The organism is Cobetia sp. BMC6 (assembly GCF_029991385.1).
Classification (GTDB): domain Bacteria; phylum Pseudomonadota; class Gammaproteobacteria; order Pseudomonadales; family Halomonadaceae; genus Cobetia.
Genome location: NZ_JAKUMF010000004.1, coordinates 282,557 through 308,419, shown reverse-complemented (window position 1 = coordinate 308,419; position 25,863 = coordinate 282,557). Strand labels below are relative to the sequence as shown.

Sequence of the window (25,863 nt, the reverse complement as noted above, 5' to 3'; positions counted from 1 at the left end):
AAACGGAATGGATACCAGAGATCGGCTATCCCGATGTCGCTGCGGCGAAGCGATCTGTCACTGATTATATGATCGGTTACTACAGCAGCCTCAGGCCGCACAAGCATAACGATGGGATACCGCCGAATTTGGCAGAAAAGAACTACTGGAATGCTCAAAGCTCGGTGGCCAAAAGCACTTGACCACTACAAAGGCCGCACATCGCTAGCCGAGAAGGTCGAACATGTGGCGGAAACCCAGGGCGACGGCTTGGGCTATGACGTCCTGTCCTTTGATGTGGATGGACGAGAGCGTTGGATCGAGGTGAAGACGACGGCATTTGCCAAAGAGTGCGCTTTTTTCATCACGCCAAATGAACTCAAGTGCTCGCAAGCCAATCCTGAGCATTACCATCTTTTCCGCATCTTTAGCTTCTTAACCCAACCCAACATGTACTGCTTAAGGGGAGACCTCTACCCGCAATTGACGCTCAACCCACAGAGCTATCGCGCACATCTGCTATAAATGTCTGGCCCCGTCCGTCAACAATTGAAACTCTGCCCGACAAGCGCCATCTTGTTTCCATCCCTCGACTGAGGGCTTTTCCGCTCAAGGAGTCAGGCATGCCTATCGAACAAGTGCTGTACCGTGCAGAAGCCACTACCACTGGGGGTCGTGAGGGCAAGTCGCGTTCTTCCGATGGGGCGCTGGATATCACCCTGAGCACGCCGAAGGAGCTGGGCGGTGGTGGCGGTGAAGGCACCAACCCGGAGCAGCTGTTCGCGGCGGGCTACTCTGCCTGCTTCATCGGTGCCATGAAGCATGTGGCCAGCACTGACGGCGTGGCGCTGCCGGAAGGACTGGAGATTACCGGCAAGGTGGGCATCGGCCAGATTCCGGCCGGTTTCGGTATCGAGGTGGCGCTGGATATCAGTCTTCCGGGCATGGACAAGGCCGAGGCGGATGCGCTGGTCGAGAAGGCGCACCAGGTGTGCCCATACTCCAACGCGACGCGTGGCAACATCGATGTGACGTTGAACGTCAGCGTCTGATGACTGATCGCTAGACACGAAAACGCCGCCCCTCGGGGCGGCGTTCTTGATGGTGCGAGACGCTCGTTAGTTGCAAGCGTGTGAGCCGATCAGACGCCCTGCTCGCGCGCCATGCGGCGGGCAATCAGCGGAGCGTTCCACAGGCTGGGCAGCAGAATCAGAGACACCGGCACGGCGGTGACGACGATGAAGGATTGCAGCGCATTGATGCCGCCATCACCCATCGAGATCAACAGCGCCGCGACCACGCCCATCATCAGGCTCCAGAACACGCGCACGCCGCGCGGCGGATTGTCGTGGCCGCTCATCACCATCGAGACTGCATAAGTCATCGAGTCACCGGTGGTGGCGACGAACAGCGTGGTCAGCACCAGGAACAGCACCGAGATGGTGAAGCCGAACGGCAGCTGCTGGGTGATGGCAATCAGCGCTGCCGGCAGATTGAAGCCGGTGAACGGGCCGGAGACGCTGCCCGGGTTGCTCAGCTCGAATGCCAGGCCGCTGCCACCGATGATGGTGAACCACAGGCAGGTGACCAGTGGCGAGATGACCGCGATCAACAGCACCATCTGGCGCAGGGTGCGGCCACGCGAGATACGCGCGACGAACATCGCCATCAGCGGGCCATAGCCGATGAACCAGCCCCAGAAGAACAGCGTCCAGCCATTCAGCCAGCCATCATCACCCCGGAAGGAGGACATGGCGACGAAGTCACCGACGTAGCGCACCAGGCCCTGCGGGAAGGCTTCGAGCAGGAAGCCGGTCGGGCCCATGATCAGGATGAACAGCAGCAGCGCGCCGCCGAGCAGGACGTTGGTGCTGCTCAGGAACTGGATGCCACGGGTCACGCCGCTGACGGCGGACAGGGTGTAGATGACGGTCAGCAGGAGCAGCAGCGTGAGCTGGGTCGCGTAGGTATCGGGAATGCCGAACAGCGCATTGAGGCCATAGCTGACCTGTAGACCGAGGAAGCCGATGGGGCCGACGGTACCGGCGACCACGGCCAGCACGCAGCAGGCATCGACCAGCGCACCGATGGGACCACGCATGACGCGGTCGCCGAACAGCGGATAGAGCAGCGTGCGCGGCTTGAGCGGCAGGCCCTTCTCGTAATGCAGGTACATGAAGATGATGCCGGTCAGGCTGCCGAGCATCGCCCAGGCCAGAAAGCCCCAGTGCATGAAGCTCTGCGCCAGCGCGTTGTAGGCGGCATCGGCATTGCCCGTCGGGGCGTCCACGCCGAACACCGGCGGCGGTGAGGTGAAGTGAGCGATCGGCTCTGCCGCTGCCCAGAAGACACCACCACCCGCCAGCAACGTGCACAGGATGATGGCCATCCAGCGCAGCGTCGAGATATCCGGCGCTGCCAGCCCGCCCATGCGCACCCGTCCGGTACGGCCGATGGTCAGCACGATGGCGATGACGAAGGTCGCCAGCATCAGCGCTTGCCAGTAGGCACCGAAGTATTGGGTCGAGACACCGAAGGCACTCTGGATGAGCGCGGAGACAGCGTCGAGATCCACCAGTGCGGCGATGGCGAACAGTGCCAATACGCCACCACTGATGATGAAGACGGGCCAGTCGATACCTTGCGGGGTGTGTGCGGGTTCAGCGGGGGGATTTACCGGTGTGGCGGAGCCGGACGAAACAGTCCGGGAAGAATCCGTCATTAGTCAGCCTCTGGGCATGATCTGAGTGACGGGGCAGTGTATCAGCCGTATAACGCTGAACTGTGACACAAGCGGTTGTTTTTACACCCATGTAACGCGACGTATCACCAAGCCTACAGCTGTTTTACATCCGGGCATCGGTGATAACAACTCATGACCTGCCCTGACCTGCTTCGGCTGCCATCTTCGGGCCATGCCAGACTGATCCGTGCATGACGACACGCAAAGGCCCCCCTGGTGGACGGCCTTTGTCACATCAGCCAGTTACAGCCCTTGCTCGCGCGCCATCTGCCGCGCGATACGTGGGGCATTCCACAGACTGGGCAACAGCACCAGCGAGACAGGCACCGCGGTCACCACGATGAAGGATTGCAGCGCATTGATGCCGCCATTGCCCATCGAGATCAGGATGGCTGCCACGACACCCATGATGAGGCTCCAGAACACGCGCACGCTGCGTGGCGGATTGTCATGCCCGCTCATCACCATCGAGATGGCGTAGGTCATCGAATCCCCGGTCGTGGCCACGAACAGCGCCGACAGAATCAGGAACAGTACCGACATGATGAAGCCGAACGGCAGCTGCTGGGTGATGGCGATCAAGGCCGCCGACAGATTGAAGCCGCTGAACGGGCCCGATACGCTGCCCGGGTTTTCCAGCTCGAAGGCCAAGCCGCTGCCGCCGAGAATGGTGAACCAGACACAGGTGGCGAGCGGCGACAGGATGGTGATCAACAGCACCATCTGACGCAGGGTGCGCCCCCGCGAGATACGCGCGACCAGCATCGCCATCAGCGGCCCGAAGCCGATGAACCAGCCCCAGAAGAACAGCGTCCAGCTATCCAGCCAGCCGCTGTCGCCGCGGAAGACCGCCATCGGCACGATATTGTTCAGGTAGTCGACCATGCCCAGCGGGAAGGCCTTGAGCAGGAATTCGGTCGGCCCGAAGAGCACGATGAAGAACAGCATCGCGCCGCCGATCAGCACGTTGGCACTGCTCAGGAACTGGATGCCGCGCATCACGCCACTGACGGCCGACAGGGTGTAGACGAGGGTCAGGATGGCCAGCAGCACCAATTGCGTCGCATAGGTATCGGGAATGCCGAACAGCGCATTGAGCCCGTAACTGACCTGGATACCGAGGAAACCGACCGGCCCCACGGTGCCCGCGATGACGGCCAGTACGCAGCAGGCATCGACCAGCGCGCCGATCGGCCCACGCATCACACGCTCTCCGAGCAGCGGATAGAGCAAGGTGCGCGGCTTGAGCGGCAAGCCCTTCTCATAGTGCAGGTGCATGAAGACGACACCCGTCAGACTGCCCAGCACTGCCCAGCCGAGAAAGCCCCAGTGCATGAAGCTCTGCGCCAGCGCACTGTAGGCCGCATCGAGATTGCCGACCGGCGCCTCCGGCCCGAAGACGGGCGGCGGCGAGGCGAAGTGCGCGATGGGCTCTGCGGCGGCCCAGAACACGCCACCACCGGCGAGCAGGGTGCACAGAATGGTCGCCATCCAGCGCGGCGTGGAGATGTCAGGCGTCGCCAACCCGCCCAAGACCACGCGCCCCGTGCGCCCGAAGGTCATGCCGACGGCGACGAGAAAGGTCACGATCATCAAGCCCTGCCAATAGGCACCGAAGCAGGTGGTCGAGAAGTCGAAGGCGTGATTGATCAGGGCCGACACGCCGTCCAGGTCGATGAGCGCGGCGGCGACGAACAGCGCCATCACGCCTCCACTGAGGAGGAAGACCGGCCAGTCCAGACTGCGGGAGCTGTTGAGCGCTGTGAGCTCGGAATCAGGAAGTGATGTGGCTTGATCAGAAGAGGATGTGGTGTGATCAGCAAGAGATACGGCGTGATCGGGAAGGGGAGCTGCTTGGATTGCGGAGCCGGACAAGGCAGTCCGGGAGGTATCCGTCATTAGTCAGCCTCGAGGCATGATCTGAGTGACGGGGCAGTCTAACAGGCGAGAAAGCGTCGAATATGGCACAAGTGATTGTTTTTACACCCATGTAACGCGACGTATCATCAAGCCAACAGCTTCATTACATGCCTGCCATCCCGTAACCGCCAGCGAGAGGCTCGCCGCGGAAGCGCGCAGCTGCGAGGATGGAGTCTCACGGTGGCCCGCCCTGCCGGTCGCCTTCGATTCACTGCCGCTCGCGGCCCCTGCAACGAACGCAAGCCATGACCTCGCCCCGCCGCCGCGACTTCACCCCCGCGATGAAGCGTCGCAACCAGCATCTGCTCAAGGACGTGACCTGTGCCCAGAGCGCACCGCTCAATGTCGCCTTCATTCTGTTGGAGCATTTCTCGATGCCCGCCTTCACCAGCGCACTCGATGTGCTGGTCACGGCCAATCTGCTCAGAGACGTTCCCTTCTATCGCATTCACACCTTCGGGGTGACGGCGGGCAGCGTGCGCAGTGATCTGGGCATCGACATCATGGCCAGCGCCGGGCTCGAGTCGCTGGGGCAGGCGCAGATCGACATGATCATCGTGTGTGGCGGCTACCGGGTGCAGCTGGACGAGATTCCCTTGCTGAGCGAGGTCTTGCGCCGAGCCGATCACCAGGGTTGTCGCCTCGGCAGCCTGTGGAATGGCAGCTACTTCCTGGCGGCCGCCGGCGTGATGGCGGGCCATCGCTGCACCATCCATCCCGAGAATGCGGCGCTGTTCAGCGAGTCATTCCCCCAGCTGGAGCTGTCGCGTGCCCCGCTGGTGGTGGAAGCGGCGCGCTTCAGCTGCACCAATGCCGGCAGCGCGCTGAACATGATGCTGGAAGCCATGCGCCAGCGTCACGGCGATGACCTGGCGCGCAGTGTCGAGGAAATCCTCGCCTGCGAGCGCCCCGCGACGCCCAGCCCTTGGCACCCGGACCAGACGCTGCCCGCGCCGGACAGCCAGCACCCGGAGGCACTTCGCACCATCCTTGAGCTGATGAGCAACAACCTCGAGGAGCCTTTGAACATGAGCGAGATCTCGCGCTGCGTGACGCTGTCACGCCGCCAGATAGAGCGCCTGTTCACCCGCCATCTGGATACCACGCCCTCGCGCCATTATCTGGAACTGCGCCTTACCCGGGCTCGCCAGCTGCTGACACAGGGCAGCGCCAGCATCACTGAGGTCACCGTAGCCTGTGGCTTCGTCAGCACGACCCACTTCAGCCACTGCTTCCGCGATTACTTCGGCATGTCGCCGACGCGTGCGCGTCAACAGCGCTGACAGTGCCCTGTTGCTTACGTGCCGGTGCCGCTACCAAGACAGCCCTGCACAGACTGCCTTCCACAGACTTTTCGCCACGCAAACGCAGAACGCCGCCCCGAAGGGCGGCGTTCTTTCGTTGCGGCTTGTGCTCACGAGACTCTTTCTTGCCTCACTTTCCTGGCCTCGCGCTCACGACCTCGCTTCAGGCCCACATCAGGCAGAAGCCGTCTGCAGCTCGCGGCGCTCATGACGCTGACCAAGCAGGAAGACGATCAAGCCCGCGATGGCCATCGCCACCCCGACCAGGCCGATGGAGGAATGCGACGGGCCATAGGCGAAGGCCATGCCACCACACCAGGCGCCCAGCGCATTGGCGATGTTGAAGGCCGCATGATTGAGCGTCGCCGCCATGGTCTGGGCGTCTTCCGCCACATCCATCAGGCGCATCTGCAGCGCCGGCGCCAGACCGATACCGGTACCGACCAGCCCGACGAACAGGATGCCGCTCCAGACACCATCGGCGGCGAAGTAGAAGCCGCCCTGCACCAGCGCGCTCCAGATCAGCACGGCAGGAATGGTACGCATCAGGTCGATGTCCGCGGCACGGCTACCGATCAGGTTGCCGATGATGGTGCCTACCCCGAAGACGGCCAGCACCATCGGCACCAGATTCTGGGACAGCCCGGCCTGGACATTGAGCGTCTCCACCGCATAGCTGTAGACGCTGAACATGCCGCCGAAACCGATGCAGGCGATGCCGAGGGTATAGAGCACCCGCGGCTTGATCAGAGCGGCCAGCTCGGTCAGCGGGGTCGCGTCCTGATTGCCGGCCTGATAGGGCACGAAGCCGCGCACCAGCAGCGCCGTGACCAGTGCCAGCAGGCCGACGACGAGGAAGGCGGAATGCCAACCGAACAGGCTGCCGAACCAGGTCGCCGCTGGCGCCCCGATCAGAATCGCCACCGTCAGGCCCAGCATCACGCGACCGACGGCCCGCCCGCGCTCACCGGCCGGGGCAGCATCCGCCGCCACCAGGGCCGCAACGCCCAGATAGACACCATGCGGCAGGCCGGCGATGAAGCGCAGCGCGGCAAAGCTGGTCAGCGACGGTGCCAGCAGGCTGGCCACGTTACTGACCGCGAACAGCAGCATCAGGCCGATCAGCAACCCGCGACGCGGCAGGCGTGCGCCCAGCGCCGAGATCAGGGGCGCACCGACCACCACGCCCATCGCATAGGCACTGATGGCGTAGCCGACCTGCTGCGAGGACACATTGAAATCCGCCGCGATGTTGGGCATCAGGCCCATGATCACGAATTCGGTAGTGCCGATGGCAAAGGCGCCGAGCGCCAGCGCCAGTTCGGCGATGCGCGGATGGCGCGCAACGGGGGAGGCAGACATGTCCGGGTCTCCTGAAACTTGAAAAGGGGGGTATCACCCGTGGCCGTACTCAGCCATGGCGCCACTGTCAGGGGCAGGTCACGGCTGACATTGCCCGCGCATGGCTGGCGCTACACAGGGCAAAAGACCGCGCGCCATTCATCATCAGCCGGAAGGCGGGAATGAATGGCGCGCGGGACAGGTAACGGGTGATGCGCTCGTGCGCGGCCTCTCTGGCGGAGGCCTGCGGCACGTCTGGCGCTGCTCTATCGACTTATGTACGCGTCTGGCAAGGCGCGTCGGGAATCACGGGAGTGCGCAAGCTCAGGCCAGCATGGCGAGGCGGTGGCAAACCGCGTGTCCCTTCAAGACCCCAGGCCGGCGCGAGAACTGGCTGACGCGAGAACTGGCCGACGCTTGAGTGATAACTGAAATATACGACCATTGTTGCAGATAACGCCACGCCAACCCAGCCACTTCGCGACGACAACTGTGATGCCCGAGCTGCAACATTGCATCGCGGGACTGTCATGCGCGCGTGCAGCCCAAGCGGGGTGGATTATGCGATAATGCCGCGATTCAGCGACAGCAAGCGGATCACTTCCATGTCTTCGACTTCTTCAGCATCTTCCTCGGCGGCCAGCAACGCACGTGGCACGCTCTACATCATTTCCGCGCCGTCCGGCGCCGGCAAGACCACCCTGGTCAAGGCACTGCTGGAGCGCATGGACGGTATCGGCGTATCCGTCTCGCACACCACCCGCGGCCAGCGCCCGGGCGAGCAGGACGCCGTCAACTATCACTTCGTGGACGTCGATCACTTCAAGACCATGATCGAGCAGGGCGACTTCTTCGAGCACGCCCAGGTCTTCGACAACTTCTATGGCACCTCGCGCCCGGCGGTCGAAGCTCGCCTGAGCAAGGGCGAGGACGTCATCCTCGAGATCGACTGGCAAGGTGCCCAGCAAGTGCGCGCCCAGGTGCCGGAAGCCGTCTCCATCTTCATCCTGCCGCCGTCGCGTGAAGCGCTGCTCGAGCGTCTGTCCGGTCGCGGTACCGATGGCGAGGACGTGATCGCGCGTCGCATGCGCGATGCGGTCAGCGAGATGTCCCACTACGACGAATACGACCTGATTGTCATCAATGATGACTTCGAGCAGGCCCTCGACGAGCTGTGCGGACTCGTCAATGCCCAGCGTGCGCGTCTGCCACGCGTGCAGCATCGCCACGCGGCACTGCTCGATTCCCTGCTGGCCGACTGATGACGGCGTCGGGAATCCGCCTGCTCAGTCAGCCGAGGCTGGCCCGACAACCGGGCAGGACTTGCCGGCTTTCGTCCTGATCATGCGCGCTGTGGTCGCGTACGCCGCCGACAGACGCGCCGGGCGAAGGAGTTGATCGCGCCTGACTTGTCATGTCACGACGGCGTCGAGTAGACTCGATTCCCTTTCAGAATCATTGGCCGCTGAGCCGTCTCGCCCCTGGCGGGCCGGCTCAGCGGCATTGTGCTTGCGTCGTGTGCGAGATACTGTCAGATGATCAGGGTAAGTGGCCCCTAGCGGTCGCGGCACTCTGCGCTGATTACACGCCGACAGCGAACCCCGAATATCCCGCTATTGATAGGTGCACCGCCATGGCTCGCGTAACCGTAGAAGATTGCCTCGAGAACGTCGACAACCGCTTCCAGCTGGTGATGATCGCCACACGTCGTGCCCGTCAGCTGTCACGCGGCAGCCGCAACGCCCAACTGCCGTGGGAAAACGACAAGCCCACCGTCCTCGCCCTGCGCGAAGTGGCGGCAGGTCTGGTCGGTCGTGACATCCTGAACGAGCCGGTCGAAGCTCCGATCCAGCGCAAGCCGGTAATGCCGCAGATCGAAGACTGAGCCCACGCTCAACCTGCCGACTGCATGTGTGCTTCCGCACCTCTGCCACTCCCGCCCTCGTGGCCGGAGCACGGGGTGCGGGCCCGGAAACACTCTGAGCCAAGGCCGCTGAATGTTCACGATCGATGACCTGGCAGACCGCCTGGGCGGTTATCTTCCCGAGGAAGAGATCCGTCAGGTTAGGCGCGCCTTCTATTACGCCGAGCAGGCCCACGATGGCCAGCGCCGGCGTTCCGGTGAACCCTATGTGACCCACCCGCTGGCGGTGGCGAACATTCTCGCCAACATGCACATGGACCATCAGAGCCTGATGGCCGCCATGCTGCACGATGTCATCGAAGACACCAGCGTGACCTTCGAGGCACTGGCAGGCCAGTTCGGCGAACCCGTCGCCCTGCTGGTGGATGGCGTCTCGAAGCTGACCCAGATCACCTTCGAGGACAAGGCCGTCGCCCAGGCCGAGAACTTCCAGAAGATGGTGCTGGCGATGTCCCAGGACATCCGCGTCATCATCGTCAAGCTCGCCGACCGTCTGCACAACATGCGTACCCTCGGCGCCCTGCGCCCCGAAAAGAAGCGTCGCATCGCCCGTGAGACGCTCGAGATCTACGCCCGCGTCGCCAACCGTCTCGGTATCAACACCATTCGCGTCGAGCTGGAAGACCTCTCCTTCCAGGCGCTGCACCCGATGCGTTCCGAACGCATCAAGCGTGCCGTCACCGCCGCGCGTGGCAATCGCCGTACCCTGATGCGCGAGATCCAGGCCAGTCTGCAGAACGCGCTGGAGCGCGATCAGCTGCCCGGCTCGGTGATCGGTCGTCAGAAGCATCTGCTGTCCATCTATCGCAAGATGCGTGACCAGCAGAAGCCCTTCAATGAATTGATGGACGTGTTCGGCTTCCGCATCATCACCGATGATGTGGACAGCTGCTATCGCATCCTCGGCGTGGTTCACAATCTCTACAAGCCGGTGCCGGGTCGCTTCAAGGATTACATCGCGATCCCCAAGGCCAACGGCTACCAGAGTCTGCACACCACGCTGTTCGGCATGAATGGCATGCCCATCGAGGTACAGATCCGTACCCGCGAGATGGAAGCGATGGCCAACAACGGCATCGCGGCGCACTGGCTGTACAAGGCCGGCCAGACCGACCGCCCCATCGGTGCCGGCAGCCATGCGCGTGCCCGCGAATGGGTGCGGGGTCTGCTCGAGATGCAGCGCCATGCCGGCAACTCGCTCGAGTTCATCGAGCACGTCAAGAACGACCTCTTCCCCGACGATACCTACGTGTTCACCCCCAAGGGCGACATCATGGAATTGCCGCGCGGCGCGACGGCGGTCGATTTTGCCTATGCGGTGCACACTGATGTCGGCAACAGCTGTATCGCCTGCCGCATCGATCGTCATCTGGCGCCGCTATCCTCGCCGCTGGAGAGTGGCCAGACCGTCGAAGTCATCACCGCGCCGGGCGCCAAGCCCAATCTGGCGTGGCTCAACTTCGTCACCACAGCCAAGGCGCGCTCTGCCGTGCGTCATTACCTCAAGCATCAGCAGCGCAGCGAATCCGTGACCTTGGGTCAGCGCCTGCTCAACAAGGCGCTCGCCGGGCTGGACGCCTCCCTCGAGCAACTGCCACCCAGGCGTCTCGATACGCTGGCCGCGGAGCTGGAGCTGGAAGGCGGGCGTGATGATCTGCTCGAGTCCATCGGGCTTGGTACCCGCGCCGCCTACAGCGTGGCCCAGAGCCTTCTTAGCGACACGACCAGCGCCACGGCGCAGCAGCCCAAGTTCTCGGCCAAGGACGGCAATGTCCAGGCGGAGAACAGCGGCAACAGCCCGATGCAGGTCAGCGGTGGCAACAGCATGGTCACCAGCTACGCGCGCTGCTGTCACCCGCTGCCCGGCGAGCCGATCATGGGCCATCTGTCGGCCGGCAAGGGCCTGGTGGTCCATCGTCAGGAATGCAGCAACATCACCGAACTGGCCAGCGATCCGGAACGCGTCTTCCCGCTGACCTGGGCCGATCAGGTCGAAGGCGACTTCACGGTGGCGCTGCGTATCGAGGCACAGACCCAGCGCGGCCTGATCGCCGAGCTGGCAGAGCTGGTCACCGATGCCGAAGCCAATATCGAGCGCATCGGCATCGAGGAACGCGACGCCCATCTGGCCATCGTCAATCTGACGCTGGCCGTGCGTGATCGCATTCATCTGGCGCGTATCATCAAGCGCATGCGCAACCTGTTGCACGTGGAGCGAATCACCCGCGTCCTCAGCTGATCCAGCGTACTGGCCGCGTCGTCCGCCACTGGCGGGCGGCGCGGTTTTTGTTTTCAAGGCTGCCGCAGAGTAGCCATCGGACACGTTCTTCTTGAACACCCGTGTCGCGGCCAAGGCCATGCACGTCAGCTCGACGGCAGTGCATGACCTTGACCGCGGCCGAACTCGCCGTGGACGGCGAGCCCCTATAACCACAATCGTAACCCGCTGCTGAAGGCCGCCACCGCACAACACTCGCAACCGGCAAGGCTTGAGCGCAGTCACAAGGAGCATGTCATGAGCAATCGCGCGATCATCAACACCGACAAGGCCCCTGCTGCCATCGGTCCGTATTCCCAGGCGATCAAGGCGGGCAACACCGTCTATCTGTCCGGCCAGATTCCGCTGGACCCGCAGACGATGGAAGTCGTCGAAGGCGGTATCGAGGCGCAGGCGCGTCAGGTCTTCACCAACCTGAATGCCGTGTGCGAAGAAGCGGCCGGCAGCCTGGGCGACATCGTCAAGCTCAATCTCTACCTGACCGATCTGGACGACTTCGCGCGCGTCAACGCGGTGATGGAAGAGTTCTTCACCGCGCCCTTCCCGGCGCGTGCCGCGGTCGGCGTCAAGGCGCTGCCCAAGGGCGTGGCCTTCGAAGCCGAAGGCGTGATGGTCATCGGTGACTGAGCACCCGCTCACTGACGATGGCAGGTCACCCGCAAGGAGTGCCTGACGCAGAGACGACAGTGCCCGCCCCGGGATTCCGGGGCGGGCACTGTCAGTTGGCGCTTCATCTGGGCACTGCGTCACTCAAGAACTGGCCGCTCCTCAGCCAGTCTCGGCGAGCAACTTATCCACACCCGGTCTGGCGGCTCGACGCGCAACCGCATGTGGACAAGTGAAAGATCAGCGGCCCGACAATTCGCCCTTCGGCACCGTCACGCCGTGCTCCTTGAGCACTTCGGCATAGCCTTCGCGGAAGGTCGGGTAACGGAAGGTGTAACCGCTCTCGAGCAACAGGGCGTTGCCACAGCGTTTGCTGGAACGACGTCGCAGCGGTGACTGGATCACCTCGGTGGACTCGACCTTGAGCTGACGCGCCAACCAGGCCATCACTTCGTGCAGCGGTGCGCCATCGCAGTCGGTGGCCAGATAGATCGGCTCGACCGGCTTGCCCTCGAGGCTCAGCGCGATCAGGTGCGCCAGTACGCCCGCGCAGTCGTCACGATGGATGCGGTTGGAGTAGAGTGGCGGGTTGCTGCCGGCGATGCGACCATCACGCGCCTGGCGGATCAGCATGTCGCGGCCCGGCCCGTAGATGCCGGAAAAGCGCACCACGGTGCCGTTGAGCGAGGAGTCGAGCAGCGCCTGCTCGCCTTCACGCATCAACTGGCCCGAGAAGCTGGTGGCATCGGTGGGCGACTGCTCGTCGACTTCCTCGCCATCCTTCTGGGCGTAGACGGAGGTCGAGGACACGAACAGCACGCGGGTCGGCGGATTGGCGCGCGACTCGAGCTCCGTCACCAGCGCCCGAATGCCGTCGACGTATGCGGCGCGATAGGCCTCTTCGTCGAAACGGTCGGCACTCAGCACATGTACCACCGTGTCGGCATCTGGCAAGCTGGCCAGTGCACCTTCGGCAGTGATGTCCAACGCCAGCGTCTCGATGCCGAGATCCGCGAGCCTGGACACATCGCGCCTGACACCAATGACGTGCTGACCGGCCTTGAGCAGTTCGCGTGCCAGCGCGCTGCCAACGTCGCCACAACCGAGGATGAGACTCGTCTTCTTCACCTTTGCCGTGCTCCTTGGTAAAACGAATCGGTACCCACCGCATCCCAGGATGCCAGTTCCGGGCAGGAATCATGACTCTAACAGAACTCCGCTACATCGTAACCTTGGCCCAGGAGCGCCATTTCGGACGCGCCGCAGAGCGCTGCTTCGTCTCGCAGCCCACCCTGTCGGTGGCCGTCAAGAAGCTTGAGGAAGAGCTGGGAGTCGCACTGTTCGAGCGTTCCAAGTCCACCGTACAGGTCACACCGCTCGGCGAGAAGATCGTTCAGCAGGCCCAGCGCGTGCTGGAGCAGTCCAGCGTGATCAAGGAACTGGCCAATTCCGGCAAGGATCAGCTCTCCAGCCCGCTGCGCATCGGCGCCATCTATACCATCGGACCGTATCTTTTCCCGCACCTGGTGCCGGAACTGACGCGGCGTGCGCCGAAGATGCCGCTCTACATCGAGGAAGGCATGACCGGCGATCTGCGTCGCAAGCTGCGCAATGGCGAGCTGGACGTGATCATCGTCGCACTGCCGTTCACCGAGACCGACGTGCTGACGAAGACCCTCTACGAAGAGCCCTTCGAAGTCCTGTTGCCGGCCGGCCACCCCTTGCTCGAGCAGGACAGCATCGCCAAGGAGCAGTTGATCAACGAGCGTCTGCTGATGCTTGGCGAGGGCCACTGCTTCCGTGATCAGATTCTCGAGGCCTGCCCGGCCATCGGCAATCAGATCAACAACCCCGAGAATACGCTGATCGCCGAAGGCGGCTCGCTGGAAACCATCCGCCACATGGTCGCTTCCGGCCTCGGTATCACCGTGCTGCCCTACTCGGCCACCGGGACCGGTCATTACGAGAGCGGCGTGCTCGAGACGCGCCCCTTCAAGGGCCCGGCGCCCAGCCGCAGCGTGGCCCTGGCATGGCGTGCCAGCTTCCCGCGCCCCAAGGCCATCGACGTGATCAGCCAGGCGATCGCCGAGTGCTCCAATCGTGCCCGCCAGAGCAATGAGAACGGCATGCAGGGCTCCGCTTCCCAGAGCCACGAACCGGCATGAGCAGGGCGGGCACGGAAGCCTCATCTGCCGGGCCCGCCAGCGCCGGTGTCTTCGCCACCGGCGCGCTGGCCCAACCGCTGGACAGCCTGAGCGGCGTCGGCCCCGCGCTGAGCGAGAAGCTGTCGCGCCTGGGGCTGGAGCGCGTCGCAGACCTGCTGTTCCATCTACCGCTGCGCTATCAGGACCGGACCCGCGTCACGCCCATCGGCACGCTCAAGAGCGGCATGGAGGCGGTGGTGGAAGGCGAGGTGACGGCCTGTGACATCGTCAAGGGCCGCCGCCGCAGCCTGCTGGTGCGTCTGCGCGATGGCAGCGGCATTCTCAGTCTGCGCTTCTTCCACTTCTCCCCAGCCCAGCAGCAGCAATTCCAGCGTGGCCATAGCGTGCGCTGCTTCGGCGAAGCACGCGCCGGGGCCACCGGTCTCGAGATCTACCATCCGGAATACCGCCTGCTTGGCCAGGGCACCGCACCGGTGGAAGACCACCTCACGCCCATCTATCCGGCCACCGAAGGCCTCAACCAGGCGCGCCTGCGTGCCCTGATCGCCCAGGCGCTCAAGCAGCTCGAGGAGACGCCCCACGAGCTGCCGGACCTGATCCCCGAGGCGCTGCGCACGCGCTTTCGCCTGCCCGGCGTGATCGAGTGTCTGCGCTTTCTGCACGAGCCGCCGCCGGATGCGCCCGTCGATCAGATGAGTGACGGCGTGCACCCGAGTCAGCGCCGCCTCGCCCAGGAAGAATTGCTCGCCCACCAGCTGAGCCTGCGTCAGGTGCGCGCGCGTATCCAGCAGGATGGCGCGCCCTCGCTGAGCGCCAGTGGCGGCCTCAGCACGCGCTTTCTCACCCAGCTGCCCTTCTCGCTGACCGGCGCCCAGCATCGTGTGCTGGAAGACGTGCGCCGCGACCTGGCGCGCGAAGTGCCGATGCTGCGTCTGGTGCAGGGCGATGTGGGTTCGGGCAAGACGGTGGTCGCCGCGCTGGCGGCGCTGATCGCGATCGGCGGCGGCTGTCAGGCGGCCTTGATGGCGCCCACCGAGATTCTCGCCGAACAGCATTATCGCAACTTCCGCGAATGGCTGGAGCCATTGGGCATCGAGGTAGCGTGGCTGGCCGGCAAGCTCAAGGGCAAGGCGCGGCTGGATGCCAAGGCCGCCATCGCCGATGGCCGGGCCCGCATGGTGGTCGGCACGCATGCACTGTTTCAGGCCGACGTGACCTTCCAGCGCCTGGGGCTGGCGATCGTCGACGAGCAGCACCGCTTCGGCGTGCATCAACGTCTCGCTTTGCGGGCAAAGGGGGAAGTCGGTGGTCTGACGCCGCACCAGCTGATCATGACCGCGACGCCGATTCCACGCACCCTGGCGATGAGCGCCTACGCCGACCTCGACCTGTCGGTGATCGACGAGCTGCCGCCGGGACGCACCCCGGTGCAGACCGTCGCGGTAGCCGACCCGCGCCGTCCCGAGGTGGTCGAGCGCATCCGCGCCGCCTGCTCCGAGGGCCGTCAGGCCTATTGGGTATGTACGCTGATCGAGGAATCCGAGGTGATGACCTGCCAGGCCGCCGAGGTGACGCGTGACGAGCTGACCGAGGCGCTGCCGGAGCTGTCCATCGGCCTGGTCCATGGCCGCATGAAGGCGGCCGAGAAGGCCGAGGTGATGGCGGCATTCAAGGACGGCGAGCATGACCTGCTGGTGGCGACCACGGTGATCGAGGTCGGGGTCGATGTGCCGAATGCCAGCCTGATGGTGATCGACAATCCCGAGCGTCTCGGCCTGTCGCAGCTGCACCAGCTGCGTGGCCGAGTCGGGCGTGGCAGCACCGAGAGCTTCTGTGTGCTGCTCTATCATCCACCGCTGTCGCAGCACTCCAAGCAGCGCCTGGCAGTGATGCGCGAGACGACGGATGGCTTCAAGATCGCCGAGAAGGACCTGGAGCTACGCGGACCCGGCGAAGTGCTGGGCACGCGCCAGACGGGGCTGGCGGGAATGAAGATCGCCGATCTAGAGCGTGACAGTGACCTGATCGCCCCGACCACCACACTGGCCGATGCCATCCTCAGCGAGGCCCCGCAGGCCGCGGAGCCCTTGATTCGCCGCTGGCTGGGCGAGGCGGCCGGGCAATACGGCGCCGTCTGAGCCGCCGCGCGCCAGCGACTCAGCTGGCGCGGCTGGCCTTGATCAGCTGGGTGCCGGCGCTTTCCAGCGGCTGCAACAGCCGCAGCACCAGAATCAGCTGCGACAGCGCCAGGCGTCCGGTGGTGGATTCGACCTGCTCGACCTCAGCTTCCAGCGCCGCTATCTCGTCTTCGCTGTCCAGTGTGACGGCGATCTCACCGCCCGACTCCAATTGCTCCCCCAACGCCGTCAGCTGCTGACTCAGGCGCTCGCCATGGCGCAGCAGCGTCTCGATGCCGCTGCTGGCCGAGGCGGTGGATTCCAGTTCGCCGCGATGCGCTGCCAGCGCCGAGAGATAGCCGAGCACGGTGTGCGCGTGGAGCAGGAAGCCGAAGCCCGGCTCGACATCGCGCCGGAAGTGCCCGGGCTCCTTGCGGGCCGTGGCCAGCAGATTGGAGAAGGCCGCGTCGGCGTTGTGGGCATTGCGCCGCGCCAGACGGTAGGCCAGATCATCGCGCTTGCCATGGCGGTACTGGGACAGCACCTCGCCCAGATAGCGGCCGCTGGTCTTGAGGCTGACGCCGGCATGACGATAGAGCTTGCGGCCCTGCCAGTCAGGCAGGATCAGCACCACCGACAGCCCGGCCAGCAGGCCACCGACCAGCGTATCGAACAGGCGTGGCCAGATGAGATCGAAACCATCGCCGACCTGGTTGAAGCACGCCAGCACCATCAGTGTGATGGCGGCGGTGGCCAGGGTGTAGCGCGAGCCACGGGTGGCGAAGAACAGCACCCCCGCGACCACGGCGATACCGGCCTGGATCGTGGGCGCCGGGAAGAGGCTGATCAGCGCCCAGCCGGCGACCAGACCGATCAGCGTGCCCAGGATCCGCTGCGCCAGCGTACGGCGCGTATCACCATAGCTGGGACGGCACACGAACAGCCCGGTCAGCAGAATCCAGTACCCCTGGGTCGGGTGCACCGCCAGCAGCACACCATAGCCGGCCACCAGCGTCGCGGTCAGACGCAGCGCATGGCGGAAGATCGGCGAGCGCGGTGTCAGGTGGCTGCGGATACGCTCGAACATGTCGCGCGTGCCGTGGGGCGAGCGGTCCAGCAGGCTGTTGTCGCTTTCATTGCTGACGGCTTCGAGATCATTCAGGCGCGCGATCTGGCCTTCGATCAGGCGCAGGTTGCTGGCGAGGGCTTCCAGCGCCTGCATCAGATGGTGCCACTCGGGCCGCTGCTGTTGCTTGAGATAGACGAGCGAGGCATTGAGGTCTTCCAGCGCCTGCTGGCTGTCACTGGCATCGAAGGGCTGGCGCATCAACAGCGCCTTGCCGAGCCCGCGACAGGCGCGCCCCTGCTGCTCCAGCAGGCGCTGACAGCGGAACAGGATATCGTGATGAAAGAAGGCGTCGGTGAGCTGGCCATAGGGATAATGGCTAGAGCTGGCGCGCTCGTGGAGGTCCTGGGCAATGAAGTAGAGGCGCAGGTAGCGGTCGAGCTTGGTGGTATCACGCCGTCCGGCAAGGCGCCGGAAGACCATCTCCTTGGTCTGGTTGAGCGCCACCACCACGCGGCCGTTCTGCTCGGCCAGCGCCAGGCGGCGGGCGGACTGGTCGACATTGCGCAGCGGCTCGAACAGCTGCGCCTTGAGAATCAGATAGCGCCCCAGCTCACGGTAGAGCGTCGCCATGCTGTGCTTGAGTGGCTGGCGCGAGAACAGCGCACACCACACGACCGAGAGCAGGCCATACCAGGACGCCCCCACCACCAGCAGCAACGGCTGGACCAGATTGATGCCCAGCCCCGGTTCCCGCAGCCAATCGGGCAGGCTGCGCTCCAGCACCGCGATCTGACCATCACCATGCTGCTGCTCGAGGCTGATCATGGTGTAGACGGCCAGAATCAACGAAGCGCGCGCGATGGCGCCGTAGCGGGCATCGATGGCGCCCAGCATCGGCATCGCGAAGGTGGCCAGCGCCAGCCCGATCACGAAGGGCAGCGGCATGCCGAACAACAGCTCCACCGAGACGGCAGCGATGCTGAAGCAGGCCAGCGTCATGCCCAGAGCGCGCAGTCGACCGCGCCAGTGATCATCGGTTTCCGCCAGCCCCGAGGCGATCACGCCCAGAAACAGCGGAATCACCACCGCCATCTCGTCAAGCCAGAACCCCACCGCCATCACGCCACCCAGCGCGATCAACATGCGTAGCGAATAGCTGAAGGCATCCAGCGTCCACAATCGACGCAGAGAGTGCATGAGGGAGTCCAGGAGAGAGCGTGTCATGAAGTGTTCCGTGACCAGGGCGCCGGGCAGCGCATTAGACTTTAGATTTATATCGCTAGCATAACACCCCGTTCTGCCGTGTCCGATAGCCATGGCGCATGCAAGCGTTGGCAGGCGCGTCGAACGTCGAGTCGCCGCGACGTGCCACTCTGAAGACTCCTGACCTCATTGGCTTTCATGGAGAATACCGATGCATCCTCTTATCGAACGCGTCACTGGCTCCCTCGGGCTGTCACCGGAAATCGCCGAGCAGGCGGTCGGCATGGTTCTCAAGTTCGTGCGTGAGCAGGGGCCGGATGGCCCGGCCGCCTCACTGCTGGGCGCCATTCCGGGGGCGGAAGGCCTGATCGGCAGCGCAGGCGAGGAAGCCGCCGAGTCCGGTGGCGGTGGCCTCATGGGCGGCCTGATGGGCGCCGTCAGCGCCTTCACCGGCGGCAGCGGTGGCGGCGCGCTGGAACTGGGCCAGAAGCTGATGGGGCTGGACCTGAACATGGACCAGGCGCGCGGCGTGGCCGAAGAGACGCTGAGCTATGCCCGCGAAGAAGCCGGCGATGGCGTGGTCGATCAGGTGCTGGAAGGCATTCCGGGCCTCAGGCAGCTGCTGTAACGCCCCCCCAAGAGAGGCTCGCGACAAAAGAAAAGCTCGTGACAAAAGAAAGGCGCGTGACGAAAAGACGCCCCGCTGATTCTCTCAGCGGGGCGTCTTTCGTTCATGCAGGCACGGCACAGGGACATTCAGCGAATGCGCTTGAGCAATGACTGCAAGCGGTTGAGCTGAGCCGAATCGCCGACCAGTCGCACGCGCTGGTCCATCAGGCCTTGCAGGAAGGCACGCGGCGAGGGCTTGAGCAGAAAGGCCACCGCACTGTCGCTATCGGCGAAGCGCAGCTCAAGCTCGGTATCCACCGGCAGGCCACTGCCCGTGGTGACGCCCGCGTGGGACATGCGGTAGTGACGCGCGATGCTCATGTCTTCGGTCGCGACACCCCAATCCAGCGGACGCTTTTCCAGCTCGGCACGAAATTCGGGGTCACGCTTGAAGGCCCGCTTGAGCAGCAGACCCAGCACCCACAGCAATATCTTGAGCTTCATGGTGTCATTCCTTGAATCGCGAAGCATCGTTCACGCAGGCCATATGAAAATGCCACCGGCCCCGCAGGGCGGAACCGGTGGCATCAGCATGACAGCCGACAGGGCTTTGGATGACGACGATTGAAAGCCATGGCGACAGTCACCCCGGGTCTGCGCTGAAGCATGCGCCGAGGTTACTTGGTCACTGCATCCTTCAACGACTTGCCGGGTTTGAAGGCAACGGTCTTGCTGGCCGGGATGGTCAGCGGCTTGCCTGTCTGGGGATTCTTGCCGGTACGCGCCGCACGCTGGCGCACGGTGAATGAACCGAAACCGATCAGTGAGACGTCATTGCCTTTGGCCACGGTATGAGTGATCTCGTCGAGAATCACGTTCAGTACCTGACTGGCCTTGTCCTTGGATAGATCCGCACGCTCGGCGATGGCCGCAGCGAGTTCTGGCTTGCGCATGAAAAGCCCTCCTGGTTTGGCATTCTGCACGGGCGGCCAAGCCGCCGTTTCCATTGTTGTTCTTGCACTTGCTAGCGGTGGCGTATGGCGGCGACGCAATCCGCTCTCGGCAAGCTTTGCCGTATCAAACCTGTCGATGGCAGCAATCTGTCAGACCACGCCCGCCGAGCAGCATGTCTGACGGAGCATTCACTATCGTGCCTGACCGCGCTGGCAGCAAGGGATTTACGACCATCGATCATGGCATCGCCTAGCCTAGCAACGGCGGCGCCTGCCGCGCTAGCTCGACTTTCCTGCGAACGGCGGCGCCTGTCAACGCATATCCAATCAAGCGTTCGTTCATATCCAGTGCACGCGCTTCGAGATCATCGCCGTCACCATTGATTTCCCAGCGCGCCACGGCCGAACGCGGCGGATAGGCCACCACCGGCAAGACCGGTGTCTTGACCAGCACCGGCCACGCCTTCCAGTCGAGCACGCTCGGCTCGCCACACAGGTTGGCCGCCAAGGTGCGCGCAGCCATCTGCAGCGGCTGGACATACATGGCATTGACGCCCTCGACACTGACGCAATCGCCCAGCGCCCAGATATACGGCTGGGAGGTGGCCAGGTGGCGGTCGACACGGATGCCATCGCCGCCGGCACTCAGACCCGCGGCCTGCGCCAGACGAATGCGCGGCGCCAAGCCGGTCGCCAGCAGAACCACGGAGCCCGTCAGGCGACGACCGCTCTGCAGGCGCACCTCGACTGGCGCAGCCTGGCGCTCGGCCTCCTCGCCTGAGCTGGCGGCGATGGTCTCGACCATCTCGCCCTGGCGACGCGTCACACCGAGCCCATCCAGCGCCGCACCCAGACGCTGCCCCAGTGCTTGCGGCAGCAATCCATCCAGCGGAGTTTCCTCCGGCGCGACCAAGGTGACGCGGTGGCCGGCCGCCGTCAGATCATTGGCGTATTCACAGCCGACCAGTCCGGCACCGACAATCACCACATGCCCGTCTTCTCCGCGCTCGCGGGCCCTCGCCAGCGTCGCGCAGAAGGCCGCATAGTCATCGAGGTCATTGATGCTCTGCACGCGTGAGGCCACTTCCGCGGCGACGGGGAAGGGACGACGCGGCGCCGCGCCGAGTGCCAGCACCAGCTCGTCATAGGCCAGACACTCCTCGCCCAGCCATAGCTGGCGGGCATCACCGTCGATGGCAGTGACGCGTTGATGGGTACGCAGCTCGGCATTCAGCTCGTCTGCCAGCGCCACCGGCGCCTGACGCGACAGGTCGGTGGCCGACATCTTCTTGGCGAAGGCGGTGGACAGCATCGGCTTGGCATAATCGTGGCCACTGTCCTGGCTGATGAGGATCAGCCGGCTATCCTTGTCACGCGCACGCAGCGCGCGCGCCAGACCAATGCCCGCCATGCCGGTACCAATGATGACAAGGGTGCGAGGGTCGCGCATGGCACCATCTCCTGAGATCGATCCGAGGGAAGCGCTGATGAAAGAGCGCCAGCAGCGTCCGTCATGAACGCCGATGAATGCGCCCAGCATACCAGCCCGCCTGCAGTGCAGGCATGCCTGAGCGGGAGGCCTTGCCGCTCGGCCATGCTAGACTCGCCATTTCGTCATCCTGACAGGGAATTCACCGTGGTCCGATGCCCAGCAGGCGAGCCTCATCGCGCAGCGCTCACGCCACAGACCTCCACCTGTGAGGCACCTCATTCGTCAGCCGAGAACCCGTACCAACCTGTGCCTCGCTGGCCTTCGCCCACGCGCGCCGTACCCACGGCTTCGGCGGCGGTGCGCCGTCATTGGCAGCCGGCTGCCGCGCTGCAGGGTGTCATGCCGGCCGGCTGGTGGGCGTGGCTCTCCTCGACGGACTCGCTGACACAGCGCCTTGCCAGCGCCATGCAGCAGCAGGATGAACGCGCAGGTCAGCCCATCCAGGGCCTGCGCGTGCGCCTGCTGCTTCAGGACACCGGCCCCGCGCGGCTTGATGAAGCACGCCTGCTGGGCATCGGCCCACGCCGGCATGTCTGGCGACGCGAAGTGGCGCTCTGTCATGGCGATACGCCATGGGTGATCGCACGCTCGCTGGCGGCGCTGGACCTGGCCCACGGTCATCGCCTCTCGACGCTGGGCGAGCGCTCGCTGGGCCATTGGCTGTTTCGCCAGCCCGACCTGATACGCAGCGCCATCGATATCAGCCGCGCCCCGCTGGTGCTTTCGAGCTCCAGGCCGCTGGCCCGCACCACCAGCCTGTGGATGCGCCGCTCGATGTTCTCGCATGGTCGCTTCAAGGTGCTGGTGCAGGAGGGCTTCACGCCAGCCTTCCAGCACGCGCTGCAACTGACCTGAGCCGTGCGGCCGACTGGCCTCGTTTCCCTCTCTTCCCTTGCCCACTACCACCCGCCCAGGAGCCCCGATGACCGCGTCATCCACTTCCGCCGCTTCGCGTCCTTCCAGACTGGCCGACTACCTCGCCCTGACACGGCTGGACCGCCCCATCGGCACCTGGCTGCTGATGTGGCCGACCCTATGGGCACTGTGGCTGGCGGCAGATGGCATCCCCGAGCGCACGACCCTGCTGATCTTCATCGCCGGGGTCTACCTGATGCGCGCCGCCGGCTGCGTGATCAACGACTACGCCGATCGGCATTGGGACAAGCATGTCGAGCGCACGCGTGACCGACCGCTGACCTCGGGCCGCATCTCGGAGCGCGAGGCGCTGACACTGTTCGGGGGGCTGGTCGCGGCCGCCTTCGTGCTGGTGTGCTTCACCAACCTGACCACGGTGCTGCTGTCGATCGTCGCCGTGCTGTTGGCAGCCAGCTACCCATTCATGAAGCGCTTCCATCATCTGCCCCAGGTAGTGCTGGGCGCCGCCTTCGGCTGGGCGATTCCGATGGCCTTCGCCGCGACGCTGGAGGAGGTGCCGACCTACGGCTGGTGGCTGTTCGCGGCCAACCTGATGTGGACGGTGGCCTACGACACCGCCTATGCGATGGTCGATCGCAACGACGACCTCAAGGTGGGCATCAAGTCCACCGCCGTGCTGTTCGGGCGTGCCGACAAGCTGATGATCGGCCTGTTGCAGCTGGGCATGCTGGTGGTGTTGATCGGCATCGGCCTGCAGCTGGCGCTGGGCATCTTCTACTGGCTGGGGCTGGCTGCCGCCGCCGTCACCTTCGTCTGGCAGCAACGTCTGATCCGTGAGCGTGAGCGTGCGCCCTGCTTCCAGGCGTTCCTCAACAATCATTGGACGGGGCTGCTGATCTTCGCCGGTATCGCCCTGGCGACCTGGCCGATGAGCTGACTCCTGCATAAATATTCGCATTATTTAATTTAAAGCTATCCCTGCCCCCGGTTGCTCCCCAGCCCACGATTCATGCCTGCCTGCCGCGCCTCCAAGGCGGCTGGCAGGCTTGCGTGCAAGCTGCCATGCTGGCAGTTGTCATCTGGTTGTCATATAAGCGGGTTGTAATCGTCATCGACTTGTCATTCTGGCGCGTGCGCCGACTGCTGCATGGGATCTAGCGATGAGCTCCAAGACCGTACTGATTGTCGACGATGAATCCTCGATTCGCGAGATGATCGCCGTCGCCCTCGAAATGGCGGATTACCGCGTGCTGGAGGCAGACAATGCCCAGGACGCCCACGCCATCGTCGTCGATGAAAAGCCCGATCTGCTGTTGCTGGACTGGATGATGCCGGGCACCAGTGGCCTGGAGCTCGCGCGGCGTCTCAAGCGAGACGAGACCACCTCGGAACTGCCGATCATCCTGTTGACCGCCAAGGGCGAGGAAGACAACAAGATTCAAGGCCTGGAAGCCGGTGCCGACGACTACATCACCAAGCCCTTCTCGCCACGCGAGCTGGTCGCCCGTCTCAAGGCCGTGCTGCGTCGCACCACCCCCAAGGGGGTCGAGGAGGCAGTGGAAGTCGAAGGCTTGATGCTCGACCCGGCCAGCCACCGCGTCACCGCCCACGGCAACTCACTGGATGTCGGCCCGACCGAATATCGCCTGCTGCAGTTCTTCATGACGCATCAGGAGCGTGCCTACACCCGCAGCCAGCTACTCGACCAGGTATGGGGGGGTAACGTCTATGTCGAGGAGCGCACCGTGGACGTGCACATCCGCCGCCTGCGCAAGGCGCTGGGCACAGGCCATCAGCATCTGATCCAGACCGTCCGTGGCACCGGTTACCGCTTCAGCGCTCAGGCCTGAGGGATTCATGCGCTATTGGACCAACGAGCTATGGCGCCTCGGCTACCTTGCCGGTGGCTTCGGCCTGATCGGTGGCCTGCTGGGCCATCTGGGCTGGGGCCTGGCGCTGGGTCTGGCGCTGTATCTGTTCGTCCATCTCAAGCACTTGAAGAGCCTCTATACCTGGCTGATCACCAATCCCCATGAAGAGCCACCGCCCGGCGATGGCGTGTGGGGAGACCTGCTCGATCGTCTCTACCGCTATCAGAAGGGCCAGCGTCAGACTCAGGAGCGACTGCGCAGCATCCTCAACCGTATCCAGGAATCCTCCGAGGCCATGCGCGACGGCCTGGTGATGCTGGACAACCACGGTGACATGGAATGGTGGAACAGCGCTGCCGAGCAGCTGGTCGGTCTCAAGGCCAGCCACGACCGCGGCCAGCACATCACCAACTATCTGCGTGACCCCGCCTTCATCGACTACTTCAATCGGCTGGCCTACCGCGAGCCGCTGACGCTGCAGTCGCCGCTGTCTGACAACCTGACGCTGCAGATTTCCATCACCCTGTTCGGTGACAACGAACGTCTGGTCATGCTGCGTGACGTCACCCGCCTCTATCGCCTGGAAGAGATGCGCCGCGACTTCGTGGCCAATGTCTCCCATGAACTGCGCACGCCGCTGACGGTACTGGCCGGCTATCTCGAGACCTACTCCGATTACGCCGATGACCTGCCACCGCGCTGGCAGCGTGGGCTGGGCCAGATGAAGAGCCAGACCGACCGCATGCAGCACCTGGTCGAGGACCTGCTGACCCTGTCACGCCTGGAAACCGACGAGCTGTCCGACAACGGCCGCTGCATCGACATGAGTGCCCTGCTCGGCCATATCCGCGACGACGCCGAAGGCCTGTCCCAGGGACGCCACACCTTCTCCATCGAGGCCGATGCCAGCCTGTCACTACGCGGTGAGGAGCAGGAACTGCGCAGCGCGATCTCGAATCTGGTCTTCAATGCGGTGCGCTACACTCCCGAAGACTGCCATATCACCCTGCGCTGGAAGGCGGATGACCAGGGCCTGCTGGTCGAGGTGGAAGATGACGGGGATGGCATCGACCCGGTCCACCTGCCGCGTCTGACCGAGCGCTTCTACCGCATCGACAAGGGCCGCAGCACCGCCACGGGAGGCACCGGTCTGGGGCTTGCCATCGTCAAGCATGTGCTGATTCGCCATCAGGGCCATCTGGAGATCGACAGCCACCCCGGCGAGGGTGCGCGCTTCCGCTGTCACTTCCCCGACGAGCGCGCCTGTCAGACGAGCGCTCCCCGGACCAGCAGTGCGCTAGCCCGGTGATGTGCTGACTCCGTGATGAGCTGAGCCGGAGGCCAGCCCAACGCGGAACACCCCGCAGCCACCTCGAAAGGAGGCGACTGCGGGGCGTTTCTTTTGGTCCGCCA

General features: G+C 64.3%; 22 protein-coding genes and 1 pseudogene. 15 read left to right on the top strand and 8 right to left on the bottom strand.

Translation table 11 applies throughout. The annotated features are described in order from the left end of the window. The 3 genes and pseudogenes from MKZ40_RS10875 to MKZ40_RS10865 form a co-directional block, all read left to right on the top strand. Positions 1–182 (top strand): annotated as a pseudogene (locus MKZ40_RS10875) (IS3 family transposase); the annotation flags it as partial. Continuing rightward, entirely contained in the window at positions 151–504 is a 354-nt protein-coding gene (locus MKZ40_RS10870) for a DUF3883 domain-containing protein (RefSeq protein ID WP_175088870.1), read from the top strand. The pseudogene MKZ40_RS10875 and the gene MKZ40_RS10870, both read left to right, overlap by 32 nt. Before the next feature lie 98 nt (positions 505–602). Further along, positions 603–1,031, top strand: coding sequence for an organic hydroperoxide resistance protein (locus tag MKZ40_RS10865; protein ID WP_175088871.1), 429 nt, complete (start codon positions 603–605; stop codon positions 1,029–1,031). 89 nt (positions 1,032–1,120) lie between these two features. Here the strand turns inward: MKZ40_RS10865 and MKZ40_RS10860 are convergent, their stop codons facing one another. Both MKZ40_RS10860 and MKZ40_RS10855 read right to left on the bottom strand, forming a co-directional pair. Beyond that, complete coding sequence (locus MKZ40_RS10860; protein ID WP_175088872.1) at positions 1,121–2,701, bottom strand: BCCT family transporter; 1,581 nt, start codon at positions 2,699–2,701, stop codon at positions 1,121–1,123. Positions 2,702–2,965: 264 nt separating this feature from the next. After that, entirely contained in the window at positions 2,966–4,621 is a 1,656-nt protein-coding gene (locus MKZ40_RS10855; RefSeq protein ID WP_175088873.1) for a BCCT family transporter, read from the bottom strand. A gap of 266 nt (positions 4,622–4,887) precedes the next feature. Between MKZ40_RS10855 and MKZ40_RS10850 the strand changes: the two genes are divergently transcribed. Continuing rightward, positions 4,888–5,925, top strand: coding sequence for a GlxA family transcriptional regulator (locus tag MKZ40_RS10850; protein WP_175088874.1), 1,038 nt, complete (start codon positions 4,888–4,890; stop codon positions 5,923–5,925). A gap of 195 nt (positions 5,926–6,120) precedes the next feature. On the opposite strand, the gene MKZ40_RS10845 is transcribed toward MKZ40_RS10850, so the two are convergent. Continuing rightward, positions 6,121–7,308: an MFS transporter gene (locus MKZ40_RS10845; protein WP_175088875.1), complete on the bottom strand. Its 1,188-nt coding sequence runs from the start codon at positions 7,306–7,308 to the stop codon at positions 6,121–6,123. 584 nt (positions 7,309–7,892) lie between these two features. Between MKZ40_RS10845 and gmk the strand changes: the two genes are divergently transcribed. The 4 genes from gmk (at position 7,893) to MKZ40_RS10825 (ending at position 12,116) form a co-directional block, all read left to right on the top strand. Further along, positions 7,893–8,549, top strand: a complete 657-nt coding sequence (gene gmk / locus MKZ40_RS10840; protein ID WP_052384319.1) for a guanylate kinase — start codon at positions 7,893–7,895, stop codon at positions 8,547–8,549. 371 nt (positions 8,550–8,920) lie between these two features. Further along, positions 8,921–9,172 (top strand): DNA-directed RNA polymerase subunit omega, encoded by a 252-nt coding sequence (gene rpoZ, locus MKZ40_RS10835; RefSeq protein WP_175088876.1) that lies wholly within the window; start codon positions 8,921–8,923, stop codon positions 9,170–9,172. 112 nt (positions 9,173–9,284) lie between these two features. Beyond that, the gene (locus MKZ40_RS10830; RefSeq protein ID WP_175088877.1) at positions 9,285–11,450 is read left to right on the top strand and encodes a bifunctional (p)ppGpp synthetase/guanosine-3',5'-bis(diphosphate) 3'-pyrophosphohydrolase; all 2,166 of its coding nucleotides are present in this window, start codon (positions 9,285–9,287) and stop codon (positions 11,448–11,450) included. 276 nt (positions 11,451–11,726) lie between these two features. Next, entirely contained in the window at positions 11,727–12,116 is a 390-nt protein-coding gene (locus MKZ40_RS10825; protein ID WP_043331752.1) for a RidA family protein, read from the top strand. A gap of 219 nt (positions 12,117–12,335) precedes the next feature. Here MKZ40_RS10825 and MKZ40_RS10820 read toward each other — a convergent pair whose 3' ends face one another. Next, on the bottom strand, positions 12,336–13,223 hold the full coding sequence (locus MKZ40_RS10820; protein ID WP_175088878.1) for an SDR family oxidoreductase: 888 nt from the start codon (positions 13,221–13,223) through the stop codon (positions 12,336–12,338). Between the two features lie 71 nt (positions 13,224–13,294). Here MKZ40_RS10820 and MKZ40_RS10815 point away from each other — a divergent pair, with 71 nt between their 5' ends. Beyond that, positions 13,295–14,260 carry a hydrogen peroxide-inducible genes activator gene (locus MKZ40_RS10815; RefSeq protein WP_175088879.1) on the top strand — a complete coding sequence of 322 codons (966 nt, stop codon included), beginning with the start codon at positions 13,295–13,297 and terminating at the stop codon, positions 14,258–14,260. Next, entirely contained in the window at positions 14,257–16,398 is a 2,142-nt protein-coding gene (gene recG, locus MKZ40_RS10810; protein ID WP_175088880.1) for an ATP-dependent DNA helicase RecG, read from the top strand. Before MKZ40_RS10815 ends, recG begins: the two co-directional genes overlap by 4 nt. Before the next feature lie 19 nt (positions 16,399–16,417). On the opposite strand, the gene yccS is transcribed toward recG, so the two are convergent. Beyond that, positions 16,418–18,670: a YccS family putative transporter gene (gene yccS, locus MKZ40_RS10805; protein ID WP_175088881.1), complete on the bottom strand. Its 2,253-nt coding sequence runs from the start codon at positions 18,668–18,670 to the stop codon at positions 16,418–16,420. 190 nt (positions 18,671–18,860) lie between these two features. Here yccS and MKZ40_RS10800 point away from each other — a divergent pair, with 190 nt between their 5' ends. Next, positions 18,861–19,277 carry a DUF2780 domain-containing protein gene (locus MKZ40_RS10800; RefSeq protein WP_175088882.1) on the top strand — a complete coding sequence of 139 codons (417 nt, stop codon included), beginning with the start codon at positions 18,861–18,863 and terminating at the stop codon, positions 19,275–19,277. 128 nt (positions 19,278–19,405) lie between these two features. Here the strand turns inward: MKZ40_RS10800 and MKZ40_RS10795 are convergent, their stop codons facing one another. The 3 genes from MKZ40_RS10795 to MKZ40_RS10785 all read right to left on the bottom strand — a co-directional run bounded on the left by MKZ40_RS10795 (position 19,406) and on the right by MKZ40_RS10785 (position 21,661). Continuing rightward, complete coding sequence (locus MKZ40_RS10795; RefSeq protein ID WP_054556348.1) at positions 19,406–19,762, bottom strand: hypothetical protein; 357 nt, start codon at positions 19,760–19,762, stop codon at positions 19,406–19,408. A 173-nt stretch (positions 19,763–19,935) separates the two neighbouring features. Next, on the bottom strand, positions 19,936–20,211 hold the full coding sequence (locus MKZ40_RS10790) for an HU family DNA-binding protein (protein WP_024952843.1): 276 nt from the start codon (positions 20,209–20,211) through the stop codon (positions 19,936–19,938). Positions 20,212–20,461: 250 nt separating this feature from the next. Then, on the bottom strand, positions 20,462–21,661 hold the full coding sequence (locus tag MKZ40_RS10785; protein ID WP_175088883.1) for an FAD-dependent oxidoreductase: 1,200 nt from the start codon (positions 21,659–21,661) through the stop codon (positions 20,462–20,464). 288 nt (positions 21,662–21,949) lie between these two features. On the opposite strand from MKZ40_RS10785, the gene MKZ40_RS10780 reads away from it, so the two are divergent. The 4 genes from MKZ40_RS10780 to phoR all read left to right on the top strand — a co-directional run bounded on the left by MKZ40_RS10780 (position 21,950) and on the right by phoR (position 25,759). Continuing rightward, positions 21,950–22,558 (top strand): chorismate lyase, encoded by a 609-nt coding sequence (locus MKZ40_RS10780; RefSeq protein ID WP_348994698.1) that lies wholly within the window; start codon positions 21,950–21,952, stop codon positions 22,556–22,558. A 67-nt stretch (positions 22,559–22,625) separates the two neighbouring features. Beyond that, positions 22,626–23,516 carry a 4-hydroxybenzoate octaprenyltransferase gene (ubiA, locus tag MKZ40_RS10775; RefSeq protein ID WP_175088885.1) on the top strand — a complete coding sequence of 297 codons (891 nt, stop codon included), beginning with the start codon at positions 22,626–22,628 and terminating at the stop codon, positions 23,514–23,516. A 223-nt stretch (positions 23,517–23,739) separates the two neighbouring features. Then, positions 23,740–24,429, top strand: a complete 690-nt coding sequence (gene phoB, locus MKZ40_RS10770) for a phosphate regulon transcriptional regulator PhoB (RefSeq protein ID WP_043331741.1) — start codon at positions 23,740–23,742, stop codon at positions 24,427–24,429. A gap of 7 nt (positions 24,430–24,436) precedes the next feature. Next, positions 24,437–25,759 (top strand): phosphate regulon sensor histidine kinase PhoR, encoded by a 1,323-nt coding sequence (phoR, locus tag MKZ40_RS10765; protein ID WP_175088886.1) that lies wholly within the window; start codon positions 24,437–24,439, stop codon positions 25,757–25,759. Positions 25,760–25,863 lie beyond the last annotated feature (104 nt).